The organism is Nonomuraea basaltis (assembly GCF_005893125.1).
Taxonomy (GTDB): Bacteria; Actinomycetota; Actinomycetes; order Streptosporangiales; family Streptosporangiaceae; genus Nonomuraea; species Nonomuraea basaltis.
The window spans coordinates 1-14,325 of sequence record NZ_VCJS01000283.1; the positions used below are offsets into that span (position 1 = coordinate 1).

The window sequence follows — 14,325 nt, forward strand, 5'->3', positions numbered from 1 at the left end:
AGATGTGGATAAGAGACAGGGCCAGGGGGAGGTGGGTGGGAGTCATCTGGCGATCTCCTTAATGACGAGTTTGCCGGTGAGCTGCCCGTCGATCATGAGCTGGAAGCCCTTGTGGATCTCGTCGAGCGGCAGCGTGCGGTCGATCACCGGGCGCAGGCCCGTGGCGTCCATCAGCTTGAGCAGTGCGACCAGCTCGCTGCGGGTGCACCCGGTCGAGCCGAGGATGCGCTGCTGGAGGTAGAAGATCCGGCCGAGGTCGGCGGGCGGATTCACCCCGCTGGTCGCGCCGGCGATCACGATCGTGCCGCCGGGGCGCAGCGACCTCATCGAGTGCGACCAGGTCGCCTCGCCGACCGTCTCGATGACGACGTCGACGCGCTCGGGCAGCCGCTCTCCGGTGGGGACGGCCAGCCGCGCGCCCCAGGCCATGGCCTGGGTACGTTTGTCCTCGCTGCGGCTGGTGGCATAGACGACGGCGCCCGCGGCGACGGCCAGCTTGATCGCGGCCGAGGCGACGCCACCGCCCGCGCCCTGCACGAGCACCGAGTCACCCGCGGTGATCTTCGCCTGGGTGAACAGCATCCGGTACGCGGTCGTCCAGGCGACGGGCAGGCAGGCCGCCTCGTCGAAGGACAGCCACGACGGCTTGGGGATCAGGTTGCGGGCGGGCACGGTCAGGTACTCGGCGAACGAGCCGTTGTGGCGTTCGGACAGCAGGGCCCGGCCGGGGTCGAGCGTCTCGTCACCCCGGCCGGCGTCCGGGTCGGCGATGACGGGATGGACGATGACCTCGTTGCCGTCCTCGTCGTAGCCGGCGGCGTCGCAGCCGAGGATGATCGGAAGCCGGTCCGGCGGGTGGCCGACGCCGCGCAGCGTCCACAGATCGTGCATGTTCAGCGACGACGAGACGACCCGCACGACCGACCAGCCAGGCGGGGGCTCGGGCTCGGGAACGTCGCCCAGGACGAGCCCGGCCAGCGGGTCGGTCGCGCTCTGGGAGACGGCGGTGGCGGCAAGCATGCCCCAACGCTGTCCGACGACCGCCGCCGTCCGACAGCGCATGTGCCGCCCTACGGCACGAGCGTTGGAACGCGACCGCCGCGTTGCTGTTGTCTGGGCGCATGACCTCGACGATCGAACCCCCCGGCGGGGCCACGGCGTGCCCCCCGCGGGGGGAGCCTGCTCCCCGCGATGGCAGCACGTCTCTTCCGCGGGGGGCCCTGCGGCGCCCCGCCGAGCTGGCGCGGAACATCGACGTCTCCGGGCTCGTCGACAGCGAGGGCGGGCTGGTGGATCGCGTCATCTTCACCGACCAGCAGATCTACCGGCAGGAGCTGCGCCGGATCTTCGCGCCGAGCTGGCTGTTCCTGGCGCACGCCGACCAGTTCCACAAGCCGGGCGACTTCTTCACGACGTACATGGGCGAGGACCCGGTGATCGTCACCCTCGACAGGAACCGGCGGATCCGCGCCTTCCTCAATTCCTGCCGGCACCGCGGCGCCCGCGTCTGCCGCGCGGACCTCGGCACCACCCGCAACTTCACCTGCACCTACCACGGCTGGTCGTACGACCTGGAGGGCAAGCTGGTGAGCGTGCCCAACAAGGCGGGCTACCCCGGCTCGTTCGAGACGGGGGACTGGGGCCTGGTGGAGGTGCCGCACGTCGACAGCCACCGCGGGCTCATCTTCGGCACCTGGAACCCGGAGCCGGTGCCGCTGCGCGAGTCGCTCGGCGACATGGCCTGGTACATGGACGCGATGCTCGACCACGACGAGGAGGGCACCGTCGTCGTGGGCGGCGTGCACAAGTGGGTGCTGGAGGGCAACTGGAAGCTGTCGGCCGAGCAGTTCGCGACCGACTGGTACCACGTCAACATGAGCCACGCCTCGGCGCTCATGGTGCTCTCGCCCACCGGCAAGCGGCCGAAGGACGAGATCGTCCACCGCACCGGCCGCCAGTACGCCGACGCGAACGGGCACGGCGCGGGCTTCCCGGTGCATCCCAAGAACCGCTTCGACGCCAAGACCGTGCACGAGTGGATGGACTACGACGCGCTGCGCGAGCGGCTCGGCGACGCCCGCGTCGAAGGCCCGCTGACGAACGGGCACGCCAACGTCTTCCCGAACTTCTCCTACCTGCCGGTCAACGGCTCCATCCGCGTCTGGCACCCCAAGGGCCCCGACCGGATGGAGGTGTGGGCCTGGACGATCGTGGACAAGTCCATGCCGCACGAGGTCCGCGAGGCGCAGCGCCTGTACAACCTGCGCACCTTCGGCCCCAGCGGGATCTTCGAGCAGGACGACGGCGAGAACTGGAGCGAGGTGCAGGCCATCTCGCACGGCTTCATCACCAGCGGCGTGGCGCTCAACTACCAGATGGGCCTCGGCTCCGAGCGCGAGGACGGCCGCCACCCGGGCAAGACCAGCGAGCTCTACAGCGACGCGGCCGGCCGGGCCTTCTACGCGCGCTGGCGCGAGCTGATGAACACCCCCGCGTGGCACGAGGAGGACCAATGAGCAACGGCATCCGCGTCGCGGCGCTGGACGACATCCCCGAGGGCGAGGGCATCGCCGTCGACAAGGCGATCACCGGCACCGCCGGCGACATCGCGCTGCTGCGCGACACCGACGGCAGCGTGTGGGCGCTCGACGACACCTGCACGCACGAGGACGCCTCGCTGGCCGACGGCTGGGTCGAGGACGGGTACGTCGAGTGCCCGCTGCACTCCAGCAAGTTCTGCCTGAAGAACGGTGAGGTCCAGGGCCTGCCCGCGACCAAGAGCACCTGCCCGCACCGCGTCGAGGTGCGTGACGGCGAGGTCTACCTCTTCCCCGGCCGGCTGCCATGAAAGTGGTCGTCGCCGGTGGCGGCATCGCCGGCGTCAGCACGGTCGCGGCCCTGCGCGCGGGCGGATTCGACGGCGATCTCACGCTGGTCGACGGCGGGGAGTTCCCGTACGACCGCCCGCCGCTGTCGAAGGAGTTCCTGGCCGGGGCCAAGGATCTCAAGCAGCTCGCCCTGCAGTCCGCGCACTGGTACGACGAGCATGGCGTACGACTGATCAGCCAGACCCGCGTCACCGCCCTGCGCCCGGCCGGCGGCGTGGTCGAGCTGGCGGGCGGCCTCCTGCTGCGCGCCGACCGGGTGGTGCTGGCCACCGGCGGCGGCGCGGCGCGACCGCCGATCCCCGGCGGCGACAGCGAACGGGTGCACGTGCTGCGCACCGTGGAGGACGCCGACCGGCTGCGCGCCGCGCTGGCCCCCGGCGCCCGTCTCCTGGTCGTCGGTGCGGGCCTGATCGGCGCCGAGGTCGCCTCGACGGCCCTCGGCCTCGGGTGCGAGGTCGTCCTGGCCGATCCGCTGGCCACGCCGCTGGCCGCCGCGCTCGGCGCCGAGCTGGCCGCCTGGCTGCACGGGCTGCACGCGAGGCGCGGCATCGTGACCCTGAGGGCCGGCGTCGAGTCGTTCGCGGAGACCGCGTCCGGCATCGAGGCCCGCTTCTCCGGCGGGTTCGAGCCGCCGCGGGTGTTCGACGCCGTCGTGCTCGGCGTCGGCATGGTGCCCGAGACCGCTCTCGCCGCGGCGGCCGGGCTGGAGGTCGAGCGCGGCATCGTGGTGGGCCCGGGCCAGATCACCTCGAATCCGGCGGTGCTGGCGGTCGGCGACGCCGCGCGTACCCGCCAGGGGCCTCGGGCCGAGCACTGGGAGGCGGGCCGGCACGACGGCGAGCGGGCCGCGGCCACCCTTCTCGGCACCCGCGCACCGGCGCCGACCGCCCCCTGGTTCTGGACGGACCGGCACGGGCGGCACGTCGAGGCCGTCGGCCACATGGCGGCGGCCGATCAGGTCGTCGTGCGCGGCTCGTTCGACGATCCGGCCTGCTCGGTGTTCGGCCTGCGCGACGGTCTGGTCGTCGCGGCCGCCGCGGTCGACGACCCGAACGCCGTCCGGGCCGCTCGCCGCATGATCGATCGCCGGATGCCGGCCGACGCCGGGCGGTTGTCCGACCCTGGCGTGAACCTGCGCGCGCTGCTGCGCGGGTGACGTGCCGTCCTGTGACACACCCCGTTCCGCCCTGCCCTGGAGAAGGGGCTCTTGAGAAGGGATCGAATGACACCGTGAGCACCGCCACCGAGCAGATCCGGTCGCGTGCGGGCGTGCGCGCGGACCGCGACACCCACTTCGAGGTCGAGCAGTTCTACTACGAGGAGGCCGGCCTCCTCGACGCCGGCCGCTACGCCGACTGGCTCGACCTGCTCGCCGACGACCTCGACTACTGGATGCCGACCCGCACCAACCGGCTGCGCCGCCAGCAGGCGCTGTCCGTGGCCGCGCGGGGCGAGGCCGCCTTCTACGACGAGAGCAAGGAGAGCCTGGCCTGGCGCATCCGCCGGTTCGACTCCGGCATGGCCTGGGCCGAGGACCCGCCCTCGCGCACCCGCCACCTGGTGACGAACGTGATGGTCCGGTACGCCGACCCCGCCGAGCATCCCGGGTTCACCGAGGACGACCTGTTCGTGCGCTCGGCGTTCCTGGTCTACCGCAACCGGCTGGAGCGGGAGGAGAACGTCTTCGCCGGCAGCCGCGCCGACGTGCTGCGACGCACCGGCGACGGCTTCCAGGTGGCCCGGCGGACCATCCTGCTCGACCAGAACATCCTGCTCGCCAAGAACATCTCGACCTTCTTCTGATGGGAATCCCCGTGATCGAACTCAGGCACCACCGGGTGCCGACGACACTCGGTGAGATCGCCGTGGCCGAAACCGGCGAAGGCCCGGTGCTGGTGATGCTGCACGGCGGCGGCCCAGGGGCCTCCGGCGTGAGCAACTACCACCAGAGCCTCCCGGCGCTGGCCGGCCGCTTCCGCGTCGTGCTGCCCGACCAGCCCGGCTTCGGCGGCAGCTACCGCCCCACCGAGGAGGACCTGGAGAAACGGTCGATCACCGAGATCACCGTGGACGCCCTCTTCCAGGCGCTCGACGCCCTCGGCATCGACCGCTTCCATCTGCTGGGCAACAGTCTCGGCGGCGCGGCGGCGATCGCGATGGCGCAGGAGCGTCCCGAACGCGTCGAGCGGCTGGTGCTGATGGCCCCCGGCGGCGGCTGGCTGCCCTCCGGGCCCACCCCGACCGAGGGCCAGAAGGAGATGTTCCGCTACTTCAACGGCGGCGGGCCGAGCGAGAAGAAGATGGCCGCGTTCATCCGCACCATGGTCTTCGACCACCGGCAGTTCGGCGAGGACGTGGTGCGCGCCCGCTACGAGGCCTCTCTCGACGAGAGCCACATCGCGTTCTACCACCGCTACAACGCCGCCTTCGCCCGGCGCGGAGGCATGGACCCGCTGTGGAAGGACCTGCACAAGATCAAGGCGCCCACGCTGCTGCTGTGGGGCCGCGACGACCGCACGATCACCCTCGACGGCGCCCAGCTCATGCTCAAGCAGATCCGCGACGTGCAGCTGCACGTGTTCGGCCGGTGCGGCCACTGGGTGCAGCTGGAGCGGCAGCGCGAGTTCGAGGACCTCGTCACCGGGTTCCTGACATGAGCGGCTGGCTGGACGGATACGTCGCGCTCATCACCGGCGGCGGCTCCGGGATAGGCCGGGCCGTCGCCGAGCGTTTCCTGGCCGAGGGCGCCGCGGTCACCATCCTGGGCCGCGACCGGGAGCAGCTCGACGAGGTCGTGCGCGCGGCGGCCGACCCGTCCCGGATGCACGCGTTCACCGCCGACGTACGCGACTCCGAGCTGCTGCACGCCGCTGTGGCCGAGACCGTCGAGCGCTTCGGCAAGCTCGACACCCTCGTGGCCAACGCCGGCGTGTGGGACTACCAGCGCCAGCTCACCCGCCTCACCGGCAAGGACATCGACGCCGCCTTCGACGAGATCTTCTCCATCAACGTCAAGGGCTATCTCCTCGCGGCCGAGGCGGCCTGGCCGGAGCTGGTGAAGACGCGCGGCAGCATCGTCATGACCCTGTCCAACGCGTCCTTCCACGTCAACGGCGGCGGCCCGCTGTACACGGCCAGCAAGCACGCCTGCCTCGGTCTCATGCGCGAGCTCGCCTACGAACTCGCCCCCAAGGTCCGGGTGAACGGCGTCGCCTGCGGCGGCATGAACACCGACCTGCGCGGGCCGGAGTCGCTGGCGATGGGCGAGCGTTCGATCCGGGTATCCTTCGCTGCGAAGCGGCCCGACGCTCCGCCGCCGCCCATCCCGTTGCACGATTCCAGCACCGACCCCCGCGACTTCACCGCGCCCTACGTCCTGCTCGCCGCCCGCGAGCAAAGCGGCCCGATCACCGGACACGCGATCTCCGCCGACGGCGGCATCGGCGTACGCGGCTTCGCGCGCGCCGCCGGCGGCGACCACCTCTGAGGAGCCGACCGTGACTCACCCACACCCCCCGAACTCCGGCCTCAACGCCGACGTCAACCCCGCCTCCGCGGTCGCCCGCAACGCCCGCTACCACGGTGGTGGCACCGTCATCCGCTACGCGGGCGGCGACCTCACCTACGCTCAGCTCGACGAGAAGGCGGCCCGGCTGGCCACCGTGCTGTCCGGCGGCGGCGGTGGCGGCGTCGCCGACGGCGACAGGGTCGCCTACCTCGGCCTCAACAGCGCTTCGTTCCTGGTGACGATGCTGGCCGCGTTCCGGCTCGGCGCCATCTTCGTCCCGGTCAACTTCCGGCTGGCCGAGCCCGAGCTGCAGAGCGTGCTCGAAAGGAGCGGCGCCGCCACGATCGTCTGCGAGGAGGGGCATCGCGCGAGCCTCGAGAAGGTGCGCGGCACGACCGCGCTCCAGCGGTTCCTCCTGGTGGACGACGACCCGGAGGTGCCCGCCACCGACGGGGCCGAAGGCTGGGAGCCCTGGTCCCGCTTGATCGCGGGGGCCCTGCCGGCCCCTTCCGTGGTCGCGAAGGGCTTCGACGACCCGGCGATCCTGATGTTCACCTCCGGCACCACCGGCCTGCCCAAGGGGGTCGTCCTCACCTACGGCAACGCCTGGTGGAACGCCGTCAACGTGGACACCATGATCGACACCCGCCGCGGCGACGTCACCCATGCCGCCGCCCCGCTCTTCCACATCGGTGCGCTCAACAGCTTCGTGCTGCGGACGATCGTGCGCGGCGGCACCGTGGTCGTGCGACGGTCCTTCGACCCCGTGCGCTTCCTCGACGACCTGGTCACGTACCGGGTCAACTCGATGTTCGCCGTTCCCGCCATGCTGGCCGCCCTCAGCCGCGTGCCCGGCGCCTTCGACGCCGACCTCAGCCATCTGCGCTCGATCGTCGTCGCGGGCGCGCCCGTGCCGCCCTCCCTGATCGAGCTGTACGCGGCCCACGGCATCCTGCTGCAGCAGGCGTGGGGGCTCACCGAGACCGCGCCGTTCGCCACCCACCTGCCCGTCGAGAGCACCCTCAGCAAGATCGGCTCCGCCGGGATCCCGATGCCGTACACGCAGGTCCGCGTCGTCGACTCCCTCACCAACCAGCCGCTGAAGCCCGGCGAGGCCGGGGAGATCGTCGTACGCGGCCCCAACGTCACCCCCGGCTACTGGGAGAACCCCGCGAGCACCGCCACCGCCTTCGACGACGAGGGCTGGTTCCACTCCGGCGACATCGGCTACCTCGACGAGGACGGCTACCTGTTCATCGTCGACCGGCTCAAAGACATGATCATCAGTGGCGGTGAGAACGTCTACCCGGCCGAGGTCGAGCGGGCCCTCGCCGCCATGCCGGGCATCGCCGACGTCGCGATCATCGGAGCCCCGGACGAGGAGTGGGGCGAGGCCGTCGTCGCCGTGGTGTCCCTCGCCGGGGGAACGACGGTCACGCTCGAAGACGTGCGCGAGCACGCCGCCACCCAGCTGGCCAGGTACAAGTTGCCGAGAAAACTGAAGATCGTCCAGAGCGTGCCGAGAAACGCGTCCGGCAAGCTGGACAAGAAGGTCATCCGCCGGCTGATGGACGAGGAGATCTGACATGACCGCGGTGCCGCCCCTTCCCCTCCTCGACCTCGACGCCGACTGGCAGGCCACGGTGCAGGCGTGGACCCGCAGCGCCGGCCGGCTCCACGTGCACGGCGACGGCGTCAACGCCGACGTCCGGGTGGAACGCTGCGCCGCGGGACGCCTGCGCGACAGCTATCCCGTGGGCTCGCACGACATGGAGCTGCGGGTCTGCGGGGAACCGCTGGCCGAGATCCTCCGGACGCTGGCCGACGCCGTGACGAAGGCGGACCCGCAGTGCCGCCGGGTGGTCTACGCCGCCCCGGAAGGCGACCTGGAACGGGTGGCGGCGGCGGAGTCCGCCGGATTCCGCTACGTCGTGGACGTGGATCTGGCCGATGAGCAGCTCAGCCTGCTGGTGGCCGAGCCGGACCGGGTGACGACGACCGACATGGACCTCGGCCACGTACCGGAGACCTGACCTCAGGCGATGGCCCGCCCGGCACCGGGGCTGCGCCGCCGGACGCGCATGAGGTGCTGAGCCGCCGCCGCGCTCACCCGGCGCAGGGCCGGAGCCTGCGCCCGGGTGTCGAAGCGGCCGGTGACCGCCGACACGGACATGGCGGCGACGGCCCTGCCGCCGTGTCCGATGACGGGGACGGCGACGCAGCTGAGCCCTGTCGTCGCCTCCTCGTCGTCGAACGCCACGCCCTCGCCGCGGACCTTGGCGATCTCGGCGGCGAGCCTGGCCGGATCGGTGATGGTCTTCGTCGTGAGCGGCCGCAGCTCCCCGCGGAGCACCTCCTCCAGGGCCTCGTGATCGTAGGCCAGCAGCACCTTCCCCACGGCCGTGCAGTAGGCGGGAACCCGGCCGCCGATGCGTGAGGGCGAGCGCACCTGCCGGTGACCATAGAGCTTGGACAGGTAGACCACGTCCGTGCCGTGCAGGGCCGCCAGGTGCACGGTCTCGTGCGTCTGCTCGTACAGATCGGTCAGGAACGGGATGAGCGTGTCACGGATCTGGTCGTGATCCGGGACGTACACGTGGCGGCCCAGCTCGTGGAGCCGCGCGCCCAGCCGGTACTTCTGCCCGACCTTCTCGACGACACCGTTGCGTTCCAGCATCCCCAGCAGCCGGAACGCCGTGGACTTGCTCAGCCCCGCCCGCCGGGCCAGCTCACTCACGCCGATCCCCGTGCTGGCCTGGCTGCCGAAGGACGTCAGCAGGCTGACCGCCTTCTCGACGGCGGCGCGCTCGTCCCTGCTCTGCGGGGCGTTCTCGATCATGGTGTTGCTCATGTGGGCTCCGGCGACGGCCTATCTTCCCAGGTGACAGCGATGTTACTTATATATGACAGAATGTCCGACAAAGTGCGCGTCCGTCAACATGGACGCTTCGTCAATTAAAAGTGAAAGCCTGGTGTGGGGGTCATGGATCACAACGAGCTGGTGGCGCGGAACGTCCGCAGGCTCCGGCGCGAGCGCGGCTTCTCCATCGGCGAGCTCGCGCGCCGGTCGGGAGTGTCCAAGCAGACCCTGTCCAAGGTCGAGCAGGGCGACGGCAATCCCACGGTGGAGACCCTGTCCGCCCTGTGCAAGGCGCTCGACGTCGCGCTCCGGCAGTTGCTGACCGAATGGGGGAGCGCGGTCTATGTCCAGCGTCTGTCCGATGGGCAGTGGCGGGAGCACGACGGCCGGTCGGAGCGCGTCCTGGACCAGACCTATGGCTCCGGCTACGTGCACACGCTGGTGATGAGGCTGGAGCGCGGAAACCGCAGCGCGCCGGTGCCCGGCCACTCGCTGGGTACGCTGCACCACGTCTACGTGATCAGCGGCAAGCTCCGGACCGGGCCGGTCGAGGAGCAGGTGGAGCTCTCCGCCGGGGATTTCGCCCGCTTCCCCGGTGATGTGCCGCATCAGCACACGTGCATCTCGGACAGCGTCGTCGCCCATGTCGTCACGACGATCCCGCAGGCCCACCAATTCGGCGCCGCCACGAAGTGACCGCACGTCCAGCCGTGTCCGCGGGCGGTCAGTAACTGAAAGGAAACGATCCCTTGGGCACTCACTACTGCGTCGCTGCCACCCCTGACGGGGACAACTCTCAGCAGTGGAGATGCGTCTCCTGCGGTCAGTTGTGGGAGGCACTGCCTTCGCCTCCCGTGGAGAGCGCCGAGACGAAGGGGCGAGCAGGCAAGCGGCTGGCCCGTACAGCGGCGGCGTTCACGGTCGCAGTTCTGCTGCTCGGAGTCCTAGTGGCATCACCGGTGATCTTAATCCCGGTCCTGGCCATGGCGGTGTTGGCCTGGTGGTGGCGATCCCGCCGCACGTGATACAGCTCGCGGAAGGCTCTCATCGAGTACGTCGAGGGTTCCCTGTGAAGGCGGTCAGCGACAAGAGGTCAATCGCGCGCGGTCAGCCGGAACCAGACCGATCCGCCGGTCTCGTCGTGCTGGAATCCCCATTCTTCGGCGAGCATGTCCACCAGCCACAGGCCCCGGCCACCGTCGTCATCGAGGCTGGGAGCGCGTACGGCAGGCGCAGTGGTGGAGGAGCCGGCGTCGGTCACCTCCACCTGGACGGTCGTGCCCATGCGGGCGATCTGGACCGTCACCTGGCATGCGGCGGTGTGGCCGGAGTCGGAGTGGGTGATGGCATTCGTCGAAATGCGGCGGCTACGGGAGGCCGCGGAGTTGTCGCAGGCAGCGGTGGCGTCCCGGCTCGGATGCACGCAGACGCAAGTGAGCAGACTGGAGAAGGCGACCCGTACGCCGTCGCGGTCCGACGCCGAGCGGCTGGACCTGCTCTTCGGTACGTCCGCGGGCGTCTCCTTCACCCGGATCTACCAGAGCATCGTCGCCCAGCCAGGTAACCCCGTCTGGTTCCGGAGTTGGGCCGAGGAGATCGAGCCGACCCTTGTCGTGCTTCGCTCGTGGGATCCCCTGCTCATCCCCGGTCTTCTCCAGACCGAGGCATATGCCCGTCACATCTTCAGCATGGAACCCCGAGCCACCCCCGACGAGGTGGAGGAGCGAGTCGACGCCCGGATGCGGCGGCAGCGTATCCTCGACCGAGGCAAGCCGCCTCTGGTCTCTGTGCTGTTCGACGCCGGCGTGTTGCATCGCCGGGTCGGTGGGCCGGAAGTGATGCGCGGACAGCTTGATCGCCTGTTGGAGGTCGCGGCGCATCCATCTGTCTTCATCCAGGTTGTCGACCCAGGTTGCCTCCCCGGTCTGGCGGGTCCCTTCATGATCGCCGAACTCCCGAATGGGCAACCCGATGTGATCAGCTCGGATGCGCCGGCTCAGGCGCAGATCACCGCCGACCTCGACGTTGTGACCTCGATTTGGGAGCGCTATGAGGCCATACGACTATGGGCCTATCCTGAGCGCATATCCCTCAGGATGATCGAGGAAGCGAGATGCGAATGGACCTGAGCCGCGCCGTATGGCGGAAGTCATCGCGGTCTTCGGGCAACGGCGGCCAGTGTGTAGAGGTCGCAATAAACCTTCCCGGGGTGGTGGCCGTTCGAGACAGCAAGGACCCGGACGGCCCCAAGCTGCTCTTCACCCCCACCGAGTGGAAGATGTTCATCAAGGGCGTCAAGGACGGCGAGTTCGGCTGACTCGAACTCGGGGCACGCGCCGACAGTTGCGCTGATAGGGGCAAGACACATAACGGCCTCGGGCGAATCGCCGGGGCCGTGTGGCCGGTCGAACAGACCGTTCCTCCCGCCGGCTGCCGCGAACATTAATGCCGCACTGCGCACCGAGCACCTGGCCGATCCTCGGCGCCCGGGTGCTCGCAGAGTTCGGCGACGACCCGCAGCGGTACGCCACCGCCAAAGCCCGTAAGAACTACGCCGGCACCAGCCCGATCACCCGCGCGTCCGGCAAGAAGAAGGTCGCCCTGGCCCGGTTCATCCACAACGACCGGCTCGTCGACGCCCTGCTCACCCAAGCCGCCACCGCGATCCGCGTATCGCCCGGCGCCCGCGTCTACTACGACAAGAAACGCGCCCGCGACGCCGAATACAACGCCGCCCTGCGCCAGGTCGCCAACCGGCTGGTGGGCATCCTGCACGGCTGCCTCAAGACCGGCACGCTCTACGACGAAGCAACCGCTTGGTCGCATCACGCCGAGTCGCTTGCTACTTGACACCTAAGCTCCTGGGATGTCATTCAGCCATCACCTGCGGCCAGTGTTGAGGCAAGTCGTTCGAGCAGGCTGGCAAGCTGAGTTTGCTCGTCCCCGCTGAGTTCGGCGAGGAGCCGACGCTGGTTGTCCAGGTGGACGGCGATGAGCTCGTCGGTCAGTTCGACGCCCTCGGCGGTGAGGGTGATGAGACGTCCGCGCGAATCGGTCTCGGCGATGGACCTGCTGACCAGGCCACGGGCTTCGAGCCGGTCGACCCGCTTGGTGATCGCGCCGGTGGTGACCAGGACGGTGCGGCTGAGCTCGCCCGCGGAGAGCCTGTAGGGCTCACCGGCACGTCGGAGCGCCGCGAGCACGTCGAAGTCGCCGTTGCCCAAGTCTGCGGCGGCGAACGGAGGGCGCAGCCGCTGGTCGAGCGCGTCGGTGAGCCGGAAGAGCCGGCCGATGACGAGCATCGGGGTCGCATCCAGATCGGGCCGCTCGTGTTTCCACTGTTCGACGATGGTGGCGATGGCGTCGGGCTGCATGGCTTCCACTATATCTTCCACGGAAGATATAATGCCTTCCGTGGAAGATATTATTGCCCCTCAAGCCGCCGTGACGGTCGTCTGCTACTTCGACCCCACCTGCCCCTTCGTCTGGGTCACCTCCCGATGGCTGCTCGAAGTCGAACGGCTTCAGCCGATCGACCTGCGCTTCCGGATCATGAGCCTTTCCGTGCTCAATGAGCACCGCGAACTCGAGCCTTGGTACCGCGAGTTCAATGACCGCGCCTGGGGCCCGGCCCGGATATGCGCGGCCGCCGAAACCTTCCACGGCAATGCCATCCTGCGCGACCTCTACACCGCGCTCGGCAGCCGCATCCACATGGCGCGCAACAAGGACTATGACGCGGTCATCAGCGAGTCCCTCGACGAGGTGGGGCTGCCCGCGTCCCTGGCCAAGGCTGCTCACACCGACGAGTTCGACGCGGCCCTGCGCGCCAGCCATCAAGCCGGACAGGAAGCGGTCGGCGAAGATGCCGGCACCCCGGTCGTCGCCGTGGATGGCGCAGCCTTCTTCGGCCCCGTCCTCACCTCCGTCCCGAAAGACGAGGAGGCGATCCGACTGTTCCAGGCCGTGAGGACCCTGGCCGGAATGGGCACGTTCGCCGAGCTGAAGCGGGGACGCGGTACGCTCAACTTCCGCTGAACCCGCCAGCTTGGCGTTCGTGTGACAGCGGCGCTACCCGCCGCCGACGTGCCGCCGCCCATCGCGCACGACCGTGACCGGAGTGGTGCGCCGGACCGGCGACTGGTGAATCACCGGCTCAGGACACCGGCAGGGCCGCGGGCGAGGAGGACGGCGAGGGTCGCCAGCAGCAGCCAGGCCGAGGTCAGGGCGATCAGCCAGGTCCAGCCCGCGTGGCCGTACACGACGCTGCCCGCCGTGCCGCCCGCGCCGCTGCCCAGGTAGAAGCAGAGGGTGTAGAGGCCCGCGACCCGGCCGCGGGCCTGCGGGGACGCCTGCGCGGCGACCCAGGCGTTGGCGATCGCGTGCGCCGCGAAGAACCCCGCTGTCAGGACGGCGAAGCCGAGCGCGATCACGGGCAGCGACGGGTGGAGGGTGAGCACGGAGCCCGCCACGGTGACGATCAGGGACGTGACCAGCGCGGCCGTACGCCCCAGACGGGTCGTCAGCCGACCGGCGGCGGCCGAGGAGGCGGTGCCCATGGCGTAGGAGAGGAAGACCAGGGAGGCGGCGGCCGGGGCGAGGGAGAGGGGCGGCGCGGCGAGGCGGAAGCCGGCGGCGTTGTAGAGCGCGACGAACGCGCCCGCGGCCAGCGCGGCAACGGCACACGGAACGAGCACCCCCACGCCGATACGGGACCGCCCACCACGCGCCACGCCGGACGCGGGCCCTTCGGCTCGCGCCGCATCGGGAACCGGGCGCCCGGCGGGTGCCATGCCGGACGGGGGTCCTCCGGCTGGGGACTTCTCGCGGGGGAGGGTCAGCGCCGCGAACAACGCGCATCCGAGGGACACCGCCGCGACCACGGCCAGTGATCCGCGCCACCCCAGCGGCTCGGCGGCGAATCCGGTGCCGAGCCGTCCCAGCATCCCGCCGACCGAGTTCCCCGCGATCATCGCGCCCACCGCCCCGGCCAGCCTGCCGGTCCCGACCAGATCGGCCAGGTACGCCGCCGCGACCCCCGCGAAACCGGCGACCGCCACCCCCTGCAC

18 protein-coding genes are annotated in these 14,325 nt (G+C 70.4%); 13 read left to right on the plus strand and 5 right to left on the minus strand.

All coding sequences use genetic code 11. The features are described from left to right. Positions 1-42: 42 nt before the first annotated feature. Complete coding sequence (locus tag EJK15_RS60730; RefSeq protein ID WP_138719464.1) at positions 43-1,020, minus strand: zinc-binding dehydrogenase; 978 nt, start codon at positions 1,018-1,020, stop codon at positions 43-45. A 101-nt stretch (positions 1,021-1,121) separates the two neighbouring features. Between EJK15_RS60730 and EJK15_RS60735 the strand changes: the two genes are divergently transcribed. From EJK15_RS60735 to EJK15_RS60770, 8 genes are all read left to right on the plus strand, one after another. Then, complete coding sequence (locus EJK15_RS60735) at positions 1,122-2,516, plus strand: aromatic ring-hydroxylating dioxygenase subunit alpha (protein WP_138719465.1); 1,395 nt, start codon at positions 1,122-1,124, stop codon at positions 2,514-2,516. Beyond that, entirely contained in the window at positions 2,513-2,848 is a 336-nt protein-coding gene (locus EJK15_RS60740) for a non-heme iron oxygenase ferredoxin subunit (protein ID WP_138719466.1), read from the plus strand. Before EJK15_RS60735 ends, EJK15_RS60740 begins: the two co-directional genes overlap by 4 nt. Next, positions 2,845-4,044 (plus strand): NAD(P)/FAD-dependent oxidoreductase, encoded by a 1,200-nt coding sequence (locus EJK15_RS60745; protein ID WP_138719467.1) that lies wholly within the window; start codon positions 2,845-2,847, stop codon positions 4,042-4,044. Before EJK15_RS60740 ends, EJK15_RS60745 begins: the two co-directional genes overlap by 4 nt. Positions 4,045-4,118: 74 nt before the next feature. Next, on the plus strand, positions 4,119-4,691 hold the full coding sequence (locus EJK15_RS60750) for a 3-phenylpropionate/cinnamic acid dioxygenase subunit beta (protein WP_171075247.1): 573 nt from the start codon (positions 4,119-4,121) through the stop codon (positions 4,689-4,691). An 11-nt stretch (positions 4,692-4,702) separates the two neighbouring features. After that, positions 4,703-5,545, plus strand: a complete 843-nt coding sequence (locus EJK15_RS60755; protein WP_206061956.1) for an alpha/beta fold hydrolase — start codon at positions 4,703-4,705, stop codon at positions 5,543-5,545. Next, positions 5,542-6,375, plus strand: coding sequence for an SDR family NAD(P)-dependent oxidoreductase (locus EJK15_RS60760; RefSeq protein ID WP_138719469.1), 834 nt, complete (start codon positions 5,542-5,544; stop codon positions 6,373-6,375). Before EJK15_RS60755 ends, EJK15_RS60760 begins: the two co-directional genes overlap by 4 nt. 10 nt (positions 6,376-6,385) lie before the next feature. Then, positions 6,386-7,981: an acyl-CoA synthetase gene (locus EJK15_RS60765; RefSeq protein WP_138719470.1), complete on the plus strand. Its 1,596-nt coding sequence runs from the start codon at positions 6,386-6,388 to the stop codon at positions 7,979-7,981. 1 nt (position 7,982) lies between these two features. Then, positions 7,983-8,429 carry a hypothetical protein gene (locus EJK15_RS60770; RefSeq protein ID WP_138719471.1) on the plus strand — a complete coding sequence of 149 codons (447 nt, stop codon included), beginning with the start codon at positions 7,983-7,985 and terminating at the stop codon, positions 8,427-8,429. Positions 8,430-8,431: 2 nt separating this feature from the next. Here EJK15_RS60770 and EJK15_RS60775 read toward each other — a convergent pair whose 3' ends face one another. Further along, positions 8,432-9,247: an IclR family transcriptional regulator gene (locus tag EJK15_RS60775; protein ID WP_138719472.1), complete on the minus strand. Its 816-nt coding sequence runs from the start codon at positions 9,245-9,247 to the stop codon at positions 8,432-8,434. Positions 9,248-9,379: 132 nt separating this feature from the next. Between EJK15_RS60775 and EJK15_RS60780 the strand changes: the two genes are divergently transcribed. Continuing rightward, positions 9,380-9,952 (plus strand): helix-turn-helix domain-containing protein, encoded by a 573-nt coding sequence (locus EJK15_RS60780; RefSeq protein ID WP_138719473.1) that lies wholly within the window; start codon positions 9,380-9,382, stop codon positions 9,950-9,952. A 397-nt stretch (positions 9,953-10,349) separates the two neighbouring features. Here EJK15_RS60780 and EJK15_RS75680 read toward each other — a convergent pair whose 3' ends face one another. After that, positions 10,350-10,562, minus strand: coding sequence for an ATP-binding protein (locus EJK15_RS75680; protein ID WP_240777935.1), 213 nt, complete (start codon positions 10,560-10,562; stop codon positions 10,350-10,352). Between EJK15_RS75680 and EJK15_RS60790 the strand changes: the two genes are divergently transcribed. From EJK15_RS60790 to EJK15_RS60800, 3 genes are all read left to right on the plus strand, one after another. Beyond that, the gene (locus EJK15_RS60790) at positions 10,540-11,385 is read left to right on the plus strand and encodes a helix-turn-helix domain-containing protein (protein WP_138719474.1); all 846 of its coding nucleotides are present in this window, start codon (positions 10,540-10,542) and stop codon (positions 11,383-11,385) included. The genes EJK15_RS75680 and EJK15_RS60790 overlap by 23 nt on opposite strands. Beyond that, positions 11,376-11,573, plus strand: a complete 198-nt coding sequence (locus EJK15_RS60795; RefSeq protein WP_138719479.1) for a DUF397 domain-containing protein — start codon at positions 11,376-11,378, stop codon at positions 11,571-11,573. The genes EJK15_RS60790 and EJK15_RS60795 overlap by 10 nt, the downstream gene beginning before the upstream one ends. Positions 11,574-11,701: 128 nt before the next feature. Continuing rightward, positions 11,702-12,106, plus strand: a complete 405-nt coding sequence (locus tag EJK15_RS60800; protein WP_420847172.1) for a transposase — start codon at positions 11,702-11,704, stop codon at positions 12,104-12,106. Between the two features lie 23 nt (positions 12,107-12,129). Here EJK15_RS60800 and EJK15_RS60805 read toward each other — a convergent pair whose 3' ends face one another. Further along, positions 12,130-12,651 (minus strand): MarR family winged helix-turn-helix transcriptional regulator, encoded by a 522-nt coding sequence (locus EJK15_RS60805; RefSeq protein WP_240777936.1) that lies wholly within the window; start codon positions 12,649-12,651, stop codon positions 12,130-12,132. Between the two features lie 10 nt (positions 12,652-12,661). Here EJK15_RS60805 and EJK15_RS60810 point away from each other — a divergent pair, with 10 nt between their 5' ends. After that, positions 12,662-13,294: a mycothiol-dependent nitroreductase Rv2466c family protein gene (locus EJK15_RS60810; RefSeq protein ID WP_138719475.1), complete on the plus strand. Its 633-nt coding sequence runs from the start codon at positions 12,662-12,664 to the stop codon at positions 13,292-13,294. Positions 13,295-13,404: 110 nt separating this feature from the next. Here the strand turns inward: EJK15_RS60810 and EJK15_RS60815 are convergent. Beyond that, positions 13,405-14,325, minus strand: a 921-nt coding sequence (locus tag EJK15_RS60815; protein ID WP_138719476.1) for an MFS transporter, incomplete at its 5' end; no start/stop codon positions are given.

Coding starts and splice junctions, on each gene's coding strand:
- EJK15_RS60735 (WP_138719465.1), top strand. CDS start 1,122: ATGACCTCGACGATCGAACCCCCCGGCGGGGCCACGGCGTGCCCCCCG.
- EJK15_RS60745 (WP_138719467.1), top strand. CDS start 2,845: ATGAAAGTGGTCGTCGCCGGTGGCGGCATCGCCGGCGTCAGCACGGTC.
- EJK15_RS60800 (WP_420847172.1), top strand. CDS start 11,702: ATGCCGCACTGCGCACCGAGCACCTGGCCGATCCTCGGCGCCCGGGTG.
- EJK15_RS60775 (WP_138719472.1), bottom strand. CDS start 9,247: ATGAGCAACACCATGATCGAGAACGCCCCGCAGAGCAGGGACGAGCGC.
- EJK15_RS60790 (WP_138719474.1), top strand. CDS start 10,540: ATGCGGGCGATCTGGACCGTCACCTGGCATGCGGCGGTGTGGCCGGAG.
- EJK15_RS60740 (WP_138719466.1), top strand. CDS start 2,513: ATGAGCAACGGCATCCGCGTCGCGGCGCTGGACGACATCCCCGAGGGC.
- EJK15_RS60760 (WP_138719469.1), top strand. CDS start 5,542: ATGAGCGGCTGGCTGGACGGATACGTCGCGCTCATCACCGGCGGCGGC.
- EJK15_RS60780 (WP_138719473.1), top strand. CDS start 9,380: ATGGATCACAACGAGCTGGTGGCGCGGAACGTCCGCAGGCTCCGGCGC.
- EJK15_RS60770 (WP_138719471.1), top strand. CDS start 7,983: ATGACCGCGGTGCCGCCCCTTCCCCTCCTCGACCTCGACGCCGACTGG.
- EJK15_RS60730 (WP_138719464.1), bottom strand. CDS start 1,020: ATGCTTGCCGCCACCGCCGTCTCCCAGAGCGCGACCGACCCGCTGGCC.
- EJK15_RS60795 (WP_138719479.1), top strand. CDS start 11,376: ATGGACCTGAGCCGCGCCGTATGGCGGAAGTCATCGCGGTCTTCGGGC.
- EJK15_RS60810 (WP_138719475.1), top strand. CDS start 12,662: ATGCCTTCCGTGGAAGATATTATTGCCCCTCAAGCCGCCGTGACGGTC.